The 15450-nt window shown below is 68.4% G+C and carries 12 protein-coding genes and 6 tRNA genes; 11 read left to right on the plus strand and 7 right to left on the minus strand.

The features are described from left to right. Nucleotides 1-348 precede the first annotated feature (348 nt). The 5 genes from RN901_RS08695 to RN901_RS08715 all read left to right on the plus strand — a co-directional run bounded on the left by RN901_RS08695 (nucleotide 349) and on the right by RN901_RS08715 (nucleotide 5257). Complete coding sequence (locus RN901_RS08695) at nucleotides 349-1332, plus strand: metalloregulator ArsR/SmtB family transcription factor (RefSeq protein WP_310757883.1); 984 nt, start codon at nucleotides 349-351, stop codon at nucleotides 1330-1332. Between the two features lie 19 nt (nucleotides 1333-1351). Further along, nucleotides 1352-2830 carry an adenosylhomocysteinase gene (gene ahcY / locus RN901_RS08700; RefSeq protein ID WP_310757884.1) on the plus strand — a complete coding sequence of 493 codons (1479 nt, stop codon included), beginning with the start codon at nucleotides 1352-1354 and terminating at the stop codon, nucleotides 2828-2830. Between the two features lie 35 nt (nucleotides 2831-2865). Next, the gene (locus RN901_RS08705) at nucleotides 2866-3702 is read left to right on the plus strand and encodes a hypothetical protein (protein ID WP_310757885.1); all 837 of its coding nucleotides are present in this window, start codon (nucleotides 2866-2868) and stop codon (nucleotides 3700-3702) included. A 143-nt stretch (nucleotides 3703-3845) separates the two neighbouring features. Beyond that, complete coding sequence (locus RN901_RS08710) at nucleotides 3846-4382, plus strand: hypothetical protein (RefSeq protein WP_310757886.1); 537 nt, start codon at nucleotides 3846-3848, stop codon at nucleotides 4380-4382. A gap of 179 nt (nucleotides 4383-4561) precedes the next feature. After that, complete coding sequence (locus RN901_RS08715; protein ID WP_310757887.1) at nucleotides 4562-5257, plus strand: hypothetical protein; 696 nt, start codon at nucleotides 4562-4564, stop codon at nucleotides 5255-5257. A 61-nt stretch (nucleotides 5258-5318) separates the two neighbouring features. On the opposite strand, the gene RN901_RS08720 is transcribed toward RN901_RS08715, so the two are convergent. From RN901_RS08720 to RN901_RS08750, 7 genes are all read right to left on the minus strand, one after another. Further along, a complete protein-coding gene (locus RN901_RS08720; RefSeq protein ID WP_310757888.1) occupies nucleotides 5319-6473 on the minus strand; it encodes a hypothetical protein in 1155 nt (384 codons plus the stop codon). Between the two features lie 404 nt (nucleotides 6474-6877). Continuing rightward, nucleotides 6878-6951, minus strand: a tRNA-Pro gene (locus RN901_RS08725). 71 nt (nucleotides 6952-7022) lie between these two features. Further along, nucleotides 7023-7095, minus strand: a tRNA-Gly gene (locus RN901_RS08730). Between the two features lie 66 nt (nucleotides 7096-7161). Continuing rightward, nucleotides 7162-7233, minus strand: a tRNA-Thr gene (locus RN901_RS08735). A 74-nt stretch (nucleotides 7234-7307) separates the two neighbouring features. Further along, nucleotides 7308-7381: transfer RNA gene (locus RN901_RS08740), tRNA-Ala, on the minus strand. Nucleotides 7382-7403: 22 nt separating this feature from the next. Then, a tRNA-Asp gene (locus tag RN901_RS08745) sits at nucleotides 7404-7478 on the minus strand. Nucleotides 7479-7495: 17 nt separating this feature from the next. Next, nucleotides 7496-7569, minus strand: a tRNA-Val gene (locus RN901_RS08750). 219 nt (nucleotides 7570-7788) lie between these two features. On the opposite strand from RN901_RS08750, the gene RN901_RS08755 reads away from it, so the two are divergent. The 6 genes from RN901_RS08755 to RN901_RS08780 are packed head-to-tail and all read left to right on the plus strand — an operon-like array spanning nucleotide 7789 to nucleotide 15447. Then, nucleotides 7789-8598 (plus strand): cytochrome c3 family protein, encoded by an 810-nt coding sequence (locus RN901_RS08755; protein ID WP_310757889.1) that lies wholly within the window; start codon nucleotides 7789-7791, stop codon nucleotides 8596-8598. Then, nucleotides 8586-11684 carry a molybdopterin dinucleotide binding domain-containing protein gene (locus tag RN901_RS08760; protein ID WP_310757890.1) on the plus strand — a complete coding sequence of 1033 codons (3099 nt, stop codon included), beginning with the start codon at nucleotides 8586-8588 and terminating at the stop codon, nucleotides 11682-11684. The genes RN901_RS08755 and RN901_RS08760 overlap by 13 nt, the downstream gene beginning before the upstream one ends. Beyond that, on the plus strand, nucleotides 11684-13051 hold the full coding sequence (nrfD, locus tag RN901_RS08765; protein ID WP_310757891.1) for an NrfD/PsrC family molybdoenzyme membrane anchor subunit: 1368 nt from the start codon (nucleotides 11684-11686) through the stop codon (nucleotides 13049-13051). The genes RN901_RS08760 and nrfD overlap by 1 nt, the downstream gene beginning before the upstream one ends. After that, entirely contained in the window at nucleotides 13044-13547 is a 504-nt protein-coding gene (locus RN901_RS08770) for a DUF3341 domain-containing protein (RefSeq protein WP_310757892.1), read from the plus strand. Before nrfD ends, RN901_RS08770 begins: the two co-directional genes overlap by 8 nt. Continuing rightward, nucleotides 13544-14173: a cytochrome c gene (locus RN901_RS08775; RefSeq protein WP_310757893.1), complete on the plus strand. Its 630-nt coding sequence runs from the start codon at nucleotides 13544-13546 to the stop codon at nucleotides 14171-14173. Before RN901_RS08770 ends, RN901_RS08775 begins: the two co-directional genes overlap by 4 nt. Then, a complete protein-coding gene (locus tag RN901_RS08780) occupies nucleotides 14170-15447 on the plus strand; it encodes a hypothetical protein (RefSeq protein ID WP_310757894.1) in 1278 nt (425 codons plus the stop codon). Before RN901_RS08775 ends, RN901_RS08780 begins: the two co-directional genes overlap by 4 nt. The last annotated feature ends 3 nt before the right edge of the window (nucleotides 15448-15450 follow it).

The following is a 15450-nucleotide window of genomic DNA, read 5'->3' on the forward strand; positions in this document are numbered from 1 at the left end:
GATAGGGTCAAGCTGACGACCGAAGGGGTCCGTCCAGAGTGAGGGAGGGGGGGGTGAAGTGCAGAATCACCGTTTGGAAGTGTTGGTCTCCGCTTCGTTGTACCACCGCCTGTGTGAGGCGGCGGGGCAATCACAGGTCGCGCCGGAAGCATGGGTTTGTCGGGCGATCACGGAGCGCCTTGAACGCGAGTCCGGCGGCTCGCACACGGAAGCGCTCGAGGCCTTGCGGAAGATCGAAGGTCCGACGGCCGACATAGACGACATGATCGCACAGATCGCAGCGGGCCGGTCCTGAAGCGAGCGTAGCGCCAACATTTTCGTATCCATATATTTGGATTTATGGATACGATGGCCGCACGGGCGCCCGCACCGACTCGGGATCTTCTCTCCCGCCTTGAATCCCTCGGGGACGAGAACCGGCTGCGGCTGCTTACGCTCCTGGACCGGAACGAGTTTACCGTCTCGGAACTGGTCTCCGTGCTCCAGCTCCCGCAGTCCACGGTCTCGCGTCACCTCCGCGTGCTCGCGGATGATGGCTGGGTGCGCCGGCGACACGAAGGCAAGACCCGGTTCTACCGGATGGAGGGCGTTCTCGAGGCCGGTGCCCGGGAGTTGTGGCAGGTCACGGCCGGGAGTCTCGCGGGGGCCCGTTGGGCCGTGGACGATGCCGAGCGGGCCGAGAGCGTGCTCGCCGAGCGCCGGGATCGGGCCGCGGCCTTCTTCTCCGAATCCTCAGCGGAATGGGACGCCCTCCGCGACGACTTGTTCGGAAGCGACGCCCGGTTCGCGGCGCTGTTCGGTCTGCTCGATCCGGAGTGGGTCGTGGGCGATCTCGGCGCGGGGACGGGGACGCTGGCAAACATGATCTCGCCCTTCGTGAAGCGCGTGATCGCGGTCGACCGATCGCCCGAGATGCTGGCGGCGGCGGCCGTGCGCCTGGGCGAACGCGACAACGTCGAGGTCCGCGAGGGAGAACTGGAGTCGCTCCCCGTCGACGACGGGGAACTCGACCTGGCCGTGCTGATGCTCGTCCTCCACTTCACCGTCGAACCCGGCCGGGTGCTGGCGGAGGCGGCCCGGGCACTGGCCCCGAACGGGAGACTCCTCGTGCTCGACATGCGCGCGCACGACAGAGAGGAGTATCGAGAAACCATGGGGCACCTGTGGCTCGGCTTCACGGAGGATCAGATGCGCGACTGGACGCGTAGCGCCGGTCTCGAAGGGTACCGTCACCTTCCGCTCGCCCCCGAACCCGAGGCGGCCGGACCGGCGCTCTTCGCGGCCACCGCCCGGAAAGCTGTCTGCACAACGAAGACTGCAAAGACTGCCTGAACACCCAAGGAGATAGACGATGGAAGGCGCCGTACTTCACGAATCGACCCAAACCGCCGCCGGCCGGATTCCCTTCAGGGTCGCGGACCTGAGCCTGGCCGAGTGGGGCCGCAAGGAGATCCGGCTCGCCGAGCACGAGATGCCCGGGCTGATGTCGGTGCGGGCGGAATACCGCGACGCGAAGCCGCTCGCGGGCCGGAAGGTCATGGGCTCGCTGCACATGACCGTGCAGACGGCCGTCCTCATCGAGACGCTGGCCGATCTGGGCGCGGACGTGCGCTGGGTCTCCTGCAACATCTTTTCGACCCAGGATCACGCGGCCGCGGCCGTCGCGGTGGGGCCGGACGGCACGCCGGAAGACCCGCGCGGGATCCCCGTCTTCGCCTGGAAGGGGGAGACGCTCGAGGAATACTGGTGGTGCACGGAGCAGGCGCTCCTGTGGCCGGATGGCTCGGGCCCGGACCTCATCGTCGATGACGGGGGCGACGCGACGCTTCTCCTCCACCGCGGGCTCGAGTTCGAGCGCGCCGGGAACATTCCGGACTTCGACGCGGAGACGGAGCCGGAGGAGTGGGGTGTCATCCTCGAGACGCTGCGCCGGATCGCGGCGAAGGACCCGGGCCGGTGGGAGCGCACGGCGCCCGGCATCCAGGGGGTGTCGGAGGAGACGACGACCGGCGTCCACCGCCTGTACGAGATGGCGGAGGAGGGGACGCTTCTCTTCCCCGCCATCAACGTGAACGACTCGGTGACGAAGTCGAAGTTCGACAACATCTACGGGTGCCGTCACTCGGTCATCGACGGGCTGAACCGCGCCTCGGACGTGATGATCTCGGGCAAGACCGCCGTCGTGTGCGGGTACGGCGAGGTCGGGAAGGGGTGCGCGCAGGCGCTCAAGGGGCAGGGCGCGCACGTGGTCGTGACGGAGATCGACCCGATCTGCGCGCTCCAGGCCGCCATGGAGGGCTTCCAGGTGCGGACGCTCGAGGATGTGGTGGAGACGGCGGACATCTTCATCACGGCGACGGGCAACCGGGACGTGATCAACTTCGATCACATGGCGCGTATGAAGGACAAGGCGATCGTCGGGAACATCGGCCACTTCGACAACGAGATCGACATGGCCGGGCTCGCGAAGGCCGGCGTGACGCGGAACAACATCAAGCCGCAGTACGACGAGTTCGTGTTCGAGGACGGACACTCGGTGCTCATCCTGTCCGAGGGGCGGCTGCTCAACCTCGGGAACGCGACGGGGCATCCGAGCTTCGTGATGAGCGCGAGCTTCACGAACCAGGTGCTGGCGCAGATCGAACTCGCGCGGAACCGCGAGGCCTACGAGCGGCAGGTCTACATGCTGCCGAAGCACCTCGACGAGAAGGTGGCGCGGCTGCACCTCGATCACCTCGGGGCGCGCCTGACGGAGCTGACGGAAACGCAGGCGGACTACATCGGCGTGCCGAAGCACGGCCCCTTCAAGCCGGACCACTACCGCTACTAGCCCGGGCCACCACCGCTACCAGCAGAGAACGGAGCGTGAAGATGTTCCCAAGAGTGTCGACCACGGGCCTGCTCGGCTGCCTCGTGTTGGCGGCTCTCGTCGCCACGGACGGCCTCGCCGGCCAGGCGGACGAGGGCAGTGCGGGGAGTGGCGGCTTCTACCTGGGCCTGGCGTTTCCGCTCGGGCAGCTGAGCGCGACGATGCAGAAATCGGTCGACAACACGGCGCCCAACACGCTGGTGCCGGAGCCCCGGCGCGGGCAGGTGTTCGAAGACGAGGCCTCCGGGGACGCGCTCTCCTACGGGATCGGTCTGGTCGCCGGATACCGGATGCCGTTCTCCGGCGGCGCCTATTTCCTCGATGCGGCCGTCGATGTGGAGTCCCGCGGCGGCACCGTGGAGGCGCAGTTCCCGGGCGTGGGGATTTCGCCGAAACGGAAGCAACTCGGAGAGAGTTGGCCGGACCGGTGGAACCTGGATCCGGCAACGAGCTACGGGATGACGCTGAGGCTCGGCGGCAGTCCGGGAGGCCTGCGGTCGCGGGGCATCAGTCTGCACGTCCTCGTCGGCGTCCGCTTTGCGGGTGCGCAGTTCACCAACCACTTCGACGGTTGTTTCACGACCGAGCCCTGCGATCCCGCCCAGTTCCAGTCCGGCCAGGAGGACCGCGACATGGATTTCACGGTCTGGAAGTCCGGGATCGGACTGGGAAAGGCCTTGAGCGAGCGGGTCGCCCTCCGGGTCGAGGCGAGCTACTCGGTCTACGCCCGGGAAGAGTGGACCACGGAGTTCGAGGACGTCGTCGTCACCGTCCGTTCGAGCATGAAGGCCAGCGAAGCGGGACTGGTCCTGGGTTTGCTGCTACGCCCCTAGAGCTGGGCGCTCGTACAACCCTCGTCTGACGTTCTCGTGTCACATGCGCGACAGCAGCGCGGAGGCCAATCCGGGATCCCCTCGAGACGCCGCAGTCGGGTGTTGGCGGACCGGACGGCCGGGGTCGTATGGGGGAGGACTCCATGGGTACGAGTTCCGAACGATTGACGCGTTCCGTTCGCTGGCTCCAGGGCTACGCCGCGTTGATGACCATCGCGCTGGTGGTGCTGTTCGTAAGAAGCGAGGCGGCGACGAACGATGTGCTCAGAGCCCGCGGGTTGATCATCGAGGACGCGGCCGGGCGAGAGAGAATCCTCATCGGCGCCCCGGTCCCGGAGGCCGCCGACCGCGTTCGGACCGATGAAGCCCGGGTACGCGAGGTCTGGGGACCCCGATTCCCGGAAGCCTACATGGACTTCTATCGGGACTACAGCCACGAGACCACCGGGATGCTCATCCTCAGCGAGGACGGATTCGACCGCCTCGTCGTCGGGGATCCGGTACCCGATCCCAACATCGGGCGGCGTAGCGCACCAACTACCGGCATGGTGATCAATGACGTCGAAGGATTCGAACGGACGGGGTACGGCCTGTCGCCTGTGGACGGTCGCTACAACGTCGGCTTGGGCCTCGACACGGATCGTATCGAAGAGGGGTCTCGTCCTGCTCCTGGAAGATGATGGCCTGAACGGCGTTCTAGTGGGCACCGGGCCGGACAGGATCTTTCTTGGCAGCGCGCCCGCAGGACACGGGTGGACGGGTCTCGAAGAGGAATTTCAAGGACTGCTGGTCCAGCGAGACGGCGAGACCGTGCACCAACTGAATCTCGCGGCTGACAACTGACAAGGAGGATTCCGTGATGGCGAATGGCGAACGACTCACACGTTCGATTCGTTGGTTGCAGGTCTACGCCGCGTTGATGACCGTCGCGCTGGTCGTGCTCTTCGTCAGAAGCGGGGCGGCTACGGATGATATAATCAGAGCCCAGGGGCTGGTCATCGAGGACGCGGGCGGGCGGGAACGAATCCTCATCGGCGCTCCGATCCCGCAGGCCTCCGACCGCGTTCGCACCGATGAAGCCCGCGTGCGGGAGGTCTGGGGACCCGGATTCCCCGACGTCTACATGGACTTCTACCAGGACTACAACCACGAGACGAACGGCATGCTCATCCTCAGCGAGGAGGGGTTTGATCGCCTCGTCGTCGGGGATCCCGTGCCCGATCCGAACATCGGACAGCGGATCGCACCGAGCACGGGCATGGTGATCAACGACGCCAATGGGTTCGAGCGGATGGGGTACGGCGTGAAGCCTATGGACGGCAACTATCGGGTCAGTCTCGGTCTCGACACGGATCGCATCCAGGAGGGTCTCATCTTGATCCTGGACGATAATGGTCCGCACGGCGTTCTGGTGGGCAGCGGACCGGACAGGGTCTTTCTCGGCACCGCACCCGCGGGACACGCGTGGACGGGCCTTTCAGAGGAATTTCAGGGACTGCTGGTCCGGCGAGACGGCGAGACAGTGCACACGTTGAATCTCGCGGCCGACAACTGACACGCAGACTCTTCGCCGGAGGACGTGGCCGTATTGTAGAGGCCAGCGCCGACGCGATTCCCTAGCGCTCCTCGGACGAGGGACTCGCCAGAGAACTCGTCACGGCGAGAGCCATCACCGGGTAGAGCGTCCCCGTATACGTGATGAAGTGCCATGTCTCCGTATTGAGCGACTTTGTCCACCAGCGGCCTGATTCTCTCTGGTTCCGGCTGAGCCACTCGACGCCTCGCTGCACGGCCGGGTGCGTTGCCGGCACTCCCGCGGACGACAGCACGACGACCGCCAAGCCGGTCTGGTGGCCATCGCTCGCGGGATCGCCGAAGTCCACCTCGGCTCGCAGGCGTTCCGCGCGGTTGCCGCGGCCCCACTCCTCGGGCTGAGCGAACGAGCGGATCGACCAGCCCCCGTCCGGGCGTTGACGGTCCAGGATCATCCGGACGATGTCCTGCTTCGCGTCGGCGTCGATTACGCCGGGGAGATACCGGTCCGCCCAGAGCAGCGCCACGCGAGCGTAGTCGTGGGGAGGAGGGACCCGCCGCAGGTACTCCCGCAGACTCGCGATCCGCTTCTGCAGCTCGGGAGAGGGGGCCTGCTCGAGCCATCCCGGAGCCAGGCCCACGCTCATGGCCGCGACGGTCGCGAGCTGATACGCGTCGGACTCGAAGGGCGGCCATGTGTCCGGCGAGTGCCACGCCCCGTCGTCGCGCTGAAGGCTGAACATGAGTTCGAGCGCTTGCCCGGTCTCGGGAGACAGCCGCCCGTCCACGTGCGCATCCCATGATGCCAGGGACGCGGCCAAGTGCACGACTTCCGCGGGGTTCACATCCTGCTGGAGCTCTTCGGGGTCCGTGGCGAGCCTGTCTTGAAGCCGCTCGTCGAGGAAGGTCCGGAAGGCTGGGTCGGGCTGACCCAGGCTCTCGGCGAGTTGCGGACGGAGGATCCCGTACCAACCCGTGGTGTGACACGAGACGCAGCCGCGGTGGTTCGCCCAGGCCTTGGCTCCATCCTCCAGGTAGGCGAGCGCACGCTCGAGAGACAGGGTCTCCGCAATCGGTTCATCCGCCGACGCCGGCGGGATGGAGATCTCTCCGAACTGATACTGGTACGCGCGGTGGTCGCCCCAGTCCTGCGCGTGAAGCTCAGAGCCGAGAAGCGAAATCCCGACGGACAGTCCGATCGCGGCGTGCGTGAGTCCCATGGTCGAGCGCAATCCCAAGAGGTTCTCGTGCTGGGGCTGCAACCATCGTAAACGCCCGTTTGCCGCCATGTAAAGGCACGCGCGAGGGTTTGATGTTCCCGCGGGAACGTGCTCCGCGGCTGAACGAACCGCGACCGCTGGCGCGGTCGACGGACGGGCATGCAACCACAACTGGTTGACCGGGCAGGGGCGCCCGGATTTGGCTACGACCGCCTTCGGCGGCCCGCCTAATCTCGGGGGGCGACTTGGCAGACCGGGCGGGCGGAACAGTACGCCCGGCCAATATGACCAGGCGGGCGGGAATCGGGGCGCCCGGATTTGGCTACGACCGCCTTCGGCGGCCCGCCTAATCTCGGGGGGCGACTTGGCAGACCGGGCGGGCGGAACAGTACGCCCGGCCAATATGACCAGGCGGGCGGGAATCGGGGCGCCCGGATTTGAACCGGGGACCTCTGCGTCCCGAACGCAGCGCTCTACCGGACTGAGCCACGCCCCGAGGGGTACTGCGGACCGCGCGGTGGGCGCGGGGGCCGGGCTCGCGAACGAGATGGCGAGCCGGCGATGAAGAGCGGGTGACCGGATTCGAACCGGCGACCTCAACCTTGGCAAGGTTGCGCTCTACCAACTGAGCTACACCCGCGTGTCCCTGCTTCCTCTCCCTCCGAAGCCTCCAGCCTGCCGGCTGTCGGCGGGAGGGGCCCTTCAGAGCCACCGGTCGGATTTGAACCGACGACCGCCGCATTACGAATGCGGTGCTCTACCCCTGAGCTACGGTGGCGAGCCGTCGGCCGCTACCCGGGGCGCCCCTGGCGAGAAGGCTCGCGGGGGGTGCGGGGGTGCGGCGAACGGGAGTGGAGCCGGCGGGATTTGAACCCGCGACCTCTTGAGTGCGATTCAAGCGCTCTCCCAAACTGAGCTACGGCCCCTCGCTCGACACTCTTTTCGGAACGGGGCTGACGGGATTTGAACCCGCGACCTCCGGTGTGACAGACCGGCACTCTAACCAGACTGAGCTACAGCCCCCTGCAGCGGCGTTTCGATGGGGCCTACTGGACTCGAACCAGTGACCTCTACGATGTCAACGTAGCGCTCTAGCCATCTGAGCTAAGGCCCCTCCGAAAGACACGACGAGCGGGCCCCGGGTGGGAGCCCGCTCGGACGGACATATGCTAAAGGAACGGCCCGAATCGGTCAACCTCGGAGGGGGCCGGATCGGCGGTCCCCGGCGACGGTTGCATCCACCGGAACGGGGTTTACCTTGTTCGCGACCCGGGCTTCCGCCGGCGGAGGCTGACGGGCGACTCACATCGTCGATTCCCCCTCAGAGAGGCGGATGAAGATAAGCTCTCGCGCGGCCGCGGGCGTCCTCGCCGCGGCCCTCGGCGCCACCGCTCTGGCGCTGTACCGGCCTTCAACCGGCGAACTCGAGCTCGCGGTCGCGAGCCTCGATCCGTCCTCCTTCCTTCACGTTCAGGAAAGCGCGGATCCGCAGGCCGCGGGCGAGGGCGAGACGGCCGCCGCGTCGGCCCAGTACGCGGGTGAGCAGGATCTCGCGACGATGCCCGCGCAGTGGCGCGCGATCTACGATCACGAGAACGCGAGGCGCGGGCCCGAGCAGCCGATTCCGTTCAACCACCGCTTCCACGTCACGGACCTGCAGATCGACTGCATGTACTGCCATGTCGGGACGGAGCGGTCGGTCTCGGGAGTCGTTCCGACGCTCGAGGTCTGCATGGGGTGCCACCGCATCGCGGGCACGGGGCTGCCGCCGGTCGAAGAGTTGCGTCAGTACGAAGCGCGGGGCGAGCCGATCGAGTGGGAGTGGGTGTACAAGCTGCCGGAGTTCGTGCAGTTCAGCCACAAGGCCCACCTGCGGAACCTCGAGTGCCAGGATTGCCATGGCCCGGTCGAGGAGATGGACCGGGTCTACCAGTGGGCGCCGCTCACGATGGGCTGGTGCCTCGAGTGCCACCGGCAGCCTCCCTCCGACGGCGATGTCGCGACGGACCACACGCTGGCGCGGGACAACCCGCCGCCACGTGCGCCGGCGCCCCGTCAGCCGGAAGGGTTCTACCCGAGGGACATCGACACGGACTACGGCCAGACGCGGGCTCCCACGGATTGCGCAGCATGTCACTACTGAACGGGGGCAACGGCGGCTGCGGCTGCGCGGGGAGCTGCTCGGGTGGCGCGGCGCCTAACGCCGACGCCCTGAACGGCGACGCGGCGAACGGTGCGAACGGAACGGGGACTTCCCGCCGCCGTTTCCTGAAGGTGCTCGGGACCTCCGGAGCCGGAGCGGCGACGCTGGCGGCGTGCGGCCCGCCGAACTTCGGGGACAAGCTCATCCCCAGCCTCGTCGAGGAAGAGGGGATCACGCCGGGCGTTTCCGAGACCTACGCGACGGTGCTGCCGGACGCGGGGCCGGAACCGGTCGCCGTCCACGCGCAGGTGCGCGACGGCCGCGTGCTCGGCCTGAGCCCCAACGACCGGTTCGGGGGAGGCACGAGCGGCCTTTCGTCGCTCACGCACTCGACGCTGCAGGACCTGTACGATCCGGATCGCGTGAGTCAGCCTCTGCAGCGGAATCCATCGACGGAGGAAGGGGCGCCTCCCTTCCAGTTCGCGAGCTGGGAGGATGCGACGGCCGCGCTCACGAACGCGGTGCGCGTCGGCGGCGGGGTGCTCCTCACGGGCCGGGTCACGGGCACGACGGGCCGCTTCATCGCGGACTGGGCGCGCGTGATGGGCGTCGAGCACATCGCGTGGGAGCCGTTCTCGAACCAGGCGCTGGCCGGCGGGACGGCGGACGTGAGCGGCGGCGCGGGCATGCCGCACTTCGACCTCTCCTCCGCCGACGCGATCGCCTGCTTCGGGGCCGACTTCCTCGGCACCTGGCTCGCCCCGACGCAGATGTCGGCGGGCTTTGCGGCGGCGCGGGACATCGAGGCCCACCACCACGCGAAGTTCACCTTCGTCGGGCCGCGCCTCTCGCTCACCGGCGCCAACGCGGACGAGTGGATCGAAGCCCGGGCGGGCACCGAGGGTGCCGTGGCGCTGGCGGTCGCCGGCGTCGTGGCCGCGGCGCGCGGCGCGGAGCTTCCGGCCGGACTGCCCGCCGTGTCGCCGGAGTCGGCCGCGGAGGCCGCGGGGGTCTCGGCTGACGCGATCCGCGCGCTCGGAGAGGAACTGGCCGCCGCGGAGAACGCGGTCGCGATCCCGCCGGGGCTCGAATCGCAGGGCGCCGATGCCCGGCAGGCGCAGCATGCGGTCGCGGCGCTCAACGAGGTACTGGGCGCGACAGGCCGCTCGGTCTTCCCGGGCGGCGGCGCGCCCGAGGGCACGACGGCGAGCTTCGCGGACATGCAGGCTTTGATTGGGCGCATGCGGGCCGGGCAGGTGCGGACGCTCATCGTGGCCGGGTGCAATCCCATCTACGCGCTCCCGGCCGCCGCGGGGTTCGGCGAGGCGCTGGCCAACGTGGCGAACAGCGTCGCGATCACGCCGCACCTCGACGAGACGGCGTCGGCCTGCGGCTGGGTGCTCCCGTGCCACCACGCGCTCGAGTCGTGGTGCGACGCGGACCTGGCGGGCGGCGCGATGGCGCTCGGACAGCCCCTCATGCACCCCGTGTTCGACACGCGCCAGCGCGAGGACCTGCTGCTGGACGTCGCGAACGCGGCGGGACAGGGCGGCGCGTTCGGCGGGACGGACTACGCGACCGTGCTGCGGAACACCTGGACCGAGCGGCTCGGCGACCACGCCGCGTGGCTCGACGCGCTCCGGCGTGGCGGCGCCTCGGCGGCGGCATGGGCGGGCGATGATGGCGCCGAGACCGGCGAGGCCGATGCTCCCGCGGGCGGCGGCGGCGGCTTCGCGCTCCCGCAGCCGGCCTCCGGGACGCAACTCGTCGTGTACCCCACGGCCCAGTTCTACGATGGCCGGGGCGCGAACCGCTCCTGGATGCAGGAGCACCCGGACGCGATCACGAAGGTCGTGTGGAACTCGTGGGTGGAGATGCACCCGGACATGGCGGACGAACTCGGCGTCGAGCGCGGCGACCTCGTCCGGGTCGAGTCCGCCCAGGGCGCCATCGAGGCGCCGGTCTACGTCTACCGCGGCATCCGCCCGGATACGGTGGCGATCCCGCTCGGACAGGGACACACGGAGTACGGCCGCTACGCGCGGAACCGCGGCGTGAACCCGCTGGACCTCCTCGCGGCGGACGCGGACCCCGGCTCCGGCGCGCTGGCCTACGCCGGCACGGCGGTCACCGTCACGCCCACCGGGGAGACGGCCCGGCTCGTCGTCACGCAGGGCTCCACCGACGACCTCGACCGCGAGATCGTCCACGCCATGAACGTCGAGGACGCGCTGCACGAGATCGAGGCGCACGATATCGACCTCGTCGAGATGGTCGAGGCCGCGTGGGACTCCGATCCGAACAGCCCGTACCGCTGGGGCATGACCATCGACCTCAACGCCTGCACCGGCTGCGGCGCCTGCGTCACCTCCTGCTACTCGGAGAACAACATCCCCACCGTGGGCGAGCGCGAGGCGGCGATGCGGCGGGAGATGTCGTGGATGCGTATCCACCGCTTCGAGGAGGAGACGGAGGACGGCGGGTTCCAGACGGTGCAGCAGCCGATGCTATGCCAGCACTGCGGCGACGCGCCGTGCGAGCCCGTGTGCCCGGTCTACGCGACGTACCACAGCCCCGAGGGACTCAACGTCCAGGTCTACAACCGCTGCGTCGGCACGCGGTACTGCGCGAACAACTGTCCCTACAAGGTCCGGCGCTTCAACTGGTTCAACCACGACGCGCGCGTCCGCGGCGACGGCGGGGCCTTCGCCTGGCCTCTCAATCTCCAGCTCAACCCGGACATCACCGTCCGCGAGGTGGGGGTGATGGAGAAGTGCACGATGTGCGTGCACCGGATCAACAAGGCCAAGATCGACGCCAAGGAGGAGGATCGGACGGTGAGGGACGGCGAGGTGATGACCGCCTGCCAGTCCAGTTGTCCGTCGAACGCGATCACCTTCGGCAACCTCAAGGATCCCGAGAGCGAGGTCTCCCGCAAGGCGAAGAGCGCCCGCGGCTACCACGCGCTCGGAGAACTCGGCGTGCGCCCCGCGATCACCTACCTCGAGGACGTCACGCACCGGCACATGGCGGCGGGCGGGCACGGCGAGCCGGCGGCGGCCGGTGAAGGCGAAGAGGCGCACTGATGGCGACCGCCGAGGCGAAGGTGCCCGCCACCCCGACGCTGGCCGACGCGAACCGCGACATCACGCGGCCCATCGCGATGCCCGAGAAGCGCTTCTATCTCGTGCTCGGGGTCGCGGCGGCGGGTCTCGCCCTCATGTTCGGGGCCTGGTTCTACCAGATCGGGGCCGGCATCGGCGTCGCGGGCATCACCCACCCCGTGTTCTGGGGCGTGTACATCACGACCTTCGTCTTCTGGGTCGGGATCGCCCACTCCGGGACGCTGATCTCGGCGATCCTCTACCTCTTCCGCTCCGGCTGGCGCACGACGATCAACCGCACCGCGGAGGCGATGACGATCTTCGCGGTGATGACGGCGGGGCTCTTCCCCCTCATCCACCTGGGCCGCGTCTGGTACTTCTACTACCTCATGCCCTACCCGTCGCAGCGGCAGATCTGGCCGGACTTCCGGTCGCCGCTCGTAATGGACGTGTTCGCGGTCTCGACGTACCTCACGATCTCCGCGCTGTTCTGGTACACCGGCCTCATCCCCGACTTCGCGATCCTGCGCGACCGGGCCAAGGGCTGGATGTACAAGATCTACGGCGCGTTCTCGCTCGGGTGGCAGGGGACGGTGAGCGAGTGGCGGCACTACCGCCGCATCTACCTCTACATGGCGGGGATCGCGACGCCGCTGGTGCTGTCGGTGCACTCCGTGGTTTCGTGGGACTTCGCCCTCTCGATCGTGCCGGGGTGGCACTCGACGATCTTCGCCCCGTACTTCGTGGCCGGGGCGATCTTCAGCGGGGTCGCCCTCGTGATCACGATCATGATCCCGCTGCGGTGGGCGTTCGGGCTCGAAGCGTACATCACCGAGAACCACTTCGAGAACATGGCGAAGCTGGTTCTCCTCACGTCCCTCATCGTCGGCTTCTCGTACGGGACGGAGTTCTTCCTCGCGTACTACTCGGCGGACCCGATCGAGATCGAGAGCTTCCGCTGGCGGGCGCTGGGGGCCTACGCCCTGCCCTTCTGGGTCATGGTGTTCTGCAACGTGGTCGTGCCGCAGGCGCTGTGGTTCAAGAAGGTTCGTACGAGCCTTCCCGCGCTGTTCGCGCTCACGATCTTCGTCAACATCGGGATGTGGTACGAGCGGTTCGTGATCATCGTGACGTCGCTCGCCCACGAGTACGAGCCGGGCGGATGGGGGCTGTACACGCCGAGCTGGGTGGAGATGTCGATTCTCGTCGGCAGCTTCTGCTGGTTCTTCTTCTGGTTCCTGCTCTTCTCGCGCAGCCTGCCGGTGATCTCGATCGCCGAGGTGAAGGAACATCTCGCACACGAGCACTCGCACGCAGAACACGGAGAAGGTGGGGATGGCCATGAGTAGCGGCGTCCTCGGGCAGTACGACACGCTGCACGGCACGCTCGACGCCATCGCGCGGCTGCGCGACGCGGGGCACCGGGACATCGAGGTCTTCTCGCCAATCCCGTCGCCGGAGATCGAGGAGGCGATGGACATCCACTCCTCGCCGGTGCGGGTGTGGGCGCTGACGGGGGCGATCACCGGCTGTACGCTCGGGGTGCTGCTCACGGCGGGCACGTCGCTGGCCTACCCGCTCGTCACGCAGGGCAAGCCGCTCGTGTCGCTGCCGCCGTTCGTCGTGTTCATGTTCGAGCTCACGGTGCTGCTCACGGGGATCTTCGGGCTGGTCGCGCTGCTCGTGCACACGAAGCGGCCGGTGATCAACCTCGATCCCGCGTATCGAACCTCCTTCTCGGTCGACCGCTGGGGCATCTTCGTCCCGGTCAACGGCGAAGGGCACGCCGCCGCCGAGGCGCTTGTGCGTGAGACGGCCGCGGTGGACGTGGAGGTGCAGGGATGACCGCCCGGGCCGCCGCCACCCTGGTCCTCGCCGCCTTCGCGCTGGCCGCCTGCGACGACCAGATCAAGCACCTGGATCAGCGGACCCCGTTCTTCAACACGATGTCCTGGCAGCCCTCGATCGAGGCCTTCGAGGAGCGGGCGCGGCTGCCGGTGCCCGGCACGATGCCGATCGACGGCGAGCGCACGTACGACCTGATGGCGGCGGACACGATGCTGGTCAGCCCGATTTCCGGGACCGACGGCGACCTCGCCCGCGGGGCGGAACTGTACAGCCAGTTCTGCACCGTCTGTCACGGCGTGACGGGGGCGGGCGACGGCTCCGTGGTGGGACAGAACCGGATTCCCGACATCCCGCTCCTCAACATCCGCGGCGAACTCACGCGCGGATACACGGACGGCTACATCTGGGGCATGATCGGGAACGGGCGGGGGCTGATGCCGCCCTACCGGCGCATTCCGGCCATGGACCGCTGGTATCTGGTCGCGTACGTGCGGCAACTGCAGGCCGAGGCGATGGCCGAGGAAGCGGCGGCGGCCGAGGCCGCGGCGGCTGAGGCGGCAGCGGCCGAGGCGGCGGCGGCGTCCGAAACGGGCGAGGTCCCCGGGACGGGAGCAGGCCTGTGAGCGGCGGCGGCGGCCGTCCGGCCCTCACCACGGGAGAGGCGCTGCAGACGATCGGCGGCCGCATCCCGACGGTATGGCTCGCCGTGTGGCTGGCGGCGGTCGCGATCGGGGCCGTGGGCTTCGCGACCACGGTCGGCGGCGACGCGCAGCGAGCCTGGATGAGCGTGTGGTCGAACTTCCTCTTCTGGACGGCGATCTCGATGGCGGGCGTCGTGTTCGGGGCCGTCCTGCAGGTCGCGAAGGGGCACTGGGGCAAGAGCTTCCGCCGGCTGGCGGAGGCCGCGGGCGCCTTCCTCCCCCTCTCCTTCGCCCTCTTCTTCACGCTCCGGCTCGGCGCCGAGCACGTCTTCCCCTGGATCGGGCCCGTGGAGACGGAACACCTGAACCGCGACTGGCTGACGCTCGAAGGCGTCTTCATGCGGAACGGGGTCCTGCTCGCGGTGCTCTATCTGCTCGCCTTCGTGTGGCTCTTCTACTCGATCCGGGCCGACGCGCCGCTGGTCGCCGCGGAGAGCCGGGGCTGGCGCAAGGCCGTCGTTTCCCTCTTCGCCCGGGGCTGGCGTGGAGACGACGTGGAGGTGGAGCGCTGCCGAAGCCGGATCGGACGGCTGTCCGCCCTGCTGATCCTGAGCTGGGCGGTCATCTTCTCGCTCCTGTCGTTCGATTTCGGGATGTCGCTCACGCCGGGCTTCATGAGCATGGTGTGGGGGCCGTACTACTTCATCGGCGGCTGGCTCGGCATGCTCGCGCTCGTCGCGGTCATGGCCCACCGCTACAACGGCGCCGGCGGGATCCGGCCGTGGGGCAAGTACGACTTCCACGATCTCGGCAAGCTGACGTTCGCCTTCGTGGCGTTCTGGACCTACCTCTGGTTCGCCCAGTATCTGGTGATCTGGTACGGCAACATCCCGCGCGAGACGAACTTTTTCATGCCGCGCTCGACGGGCGGCTTCGGGCGCATGTTCTGGCTCCAGATGGTGCTTATCTTCGCCCTCCCCTTCCCCTTCCTCCTGGGGCGGAGCCCGAAGATGAGTTCGCGCTGGCTGGCCTTCGTCGGGCTGCTGATCCTGATCGGCTTCTGGGTCGAGCGCTGGAACATGGTGGCGCCGTCGATCTGGCACGGGGAAGGACTGCCGCTCGGCGTGCCCGAGGCGATGATCTCGGTCGGGTTCGTCGGCCTGTTCGCGCTCGCGTACGGCGCCTACTCGACGACCTTCCCGAAGGTTCCGATGCGCGAGACGATCGCCTTGGGGAGTCCCGGCCGCGGCCCGTAGGCG

This window comes from Candidatus Palauibacter soopunensis, from assembly GCF_947581735.1.
GTDB lineage: Bacteria > Gemmatimonadota > Gemmatimonadetes > Palauibacterales > Palauibacteraceae > Palauibacter > Palauibacter soopunensis.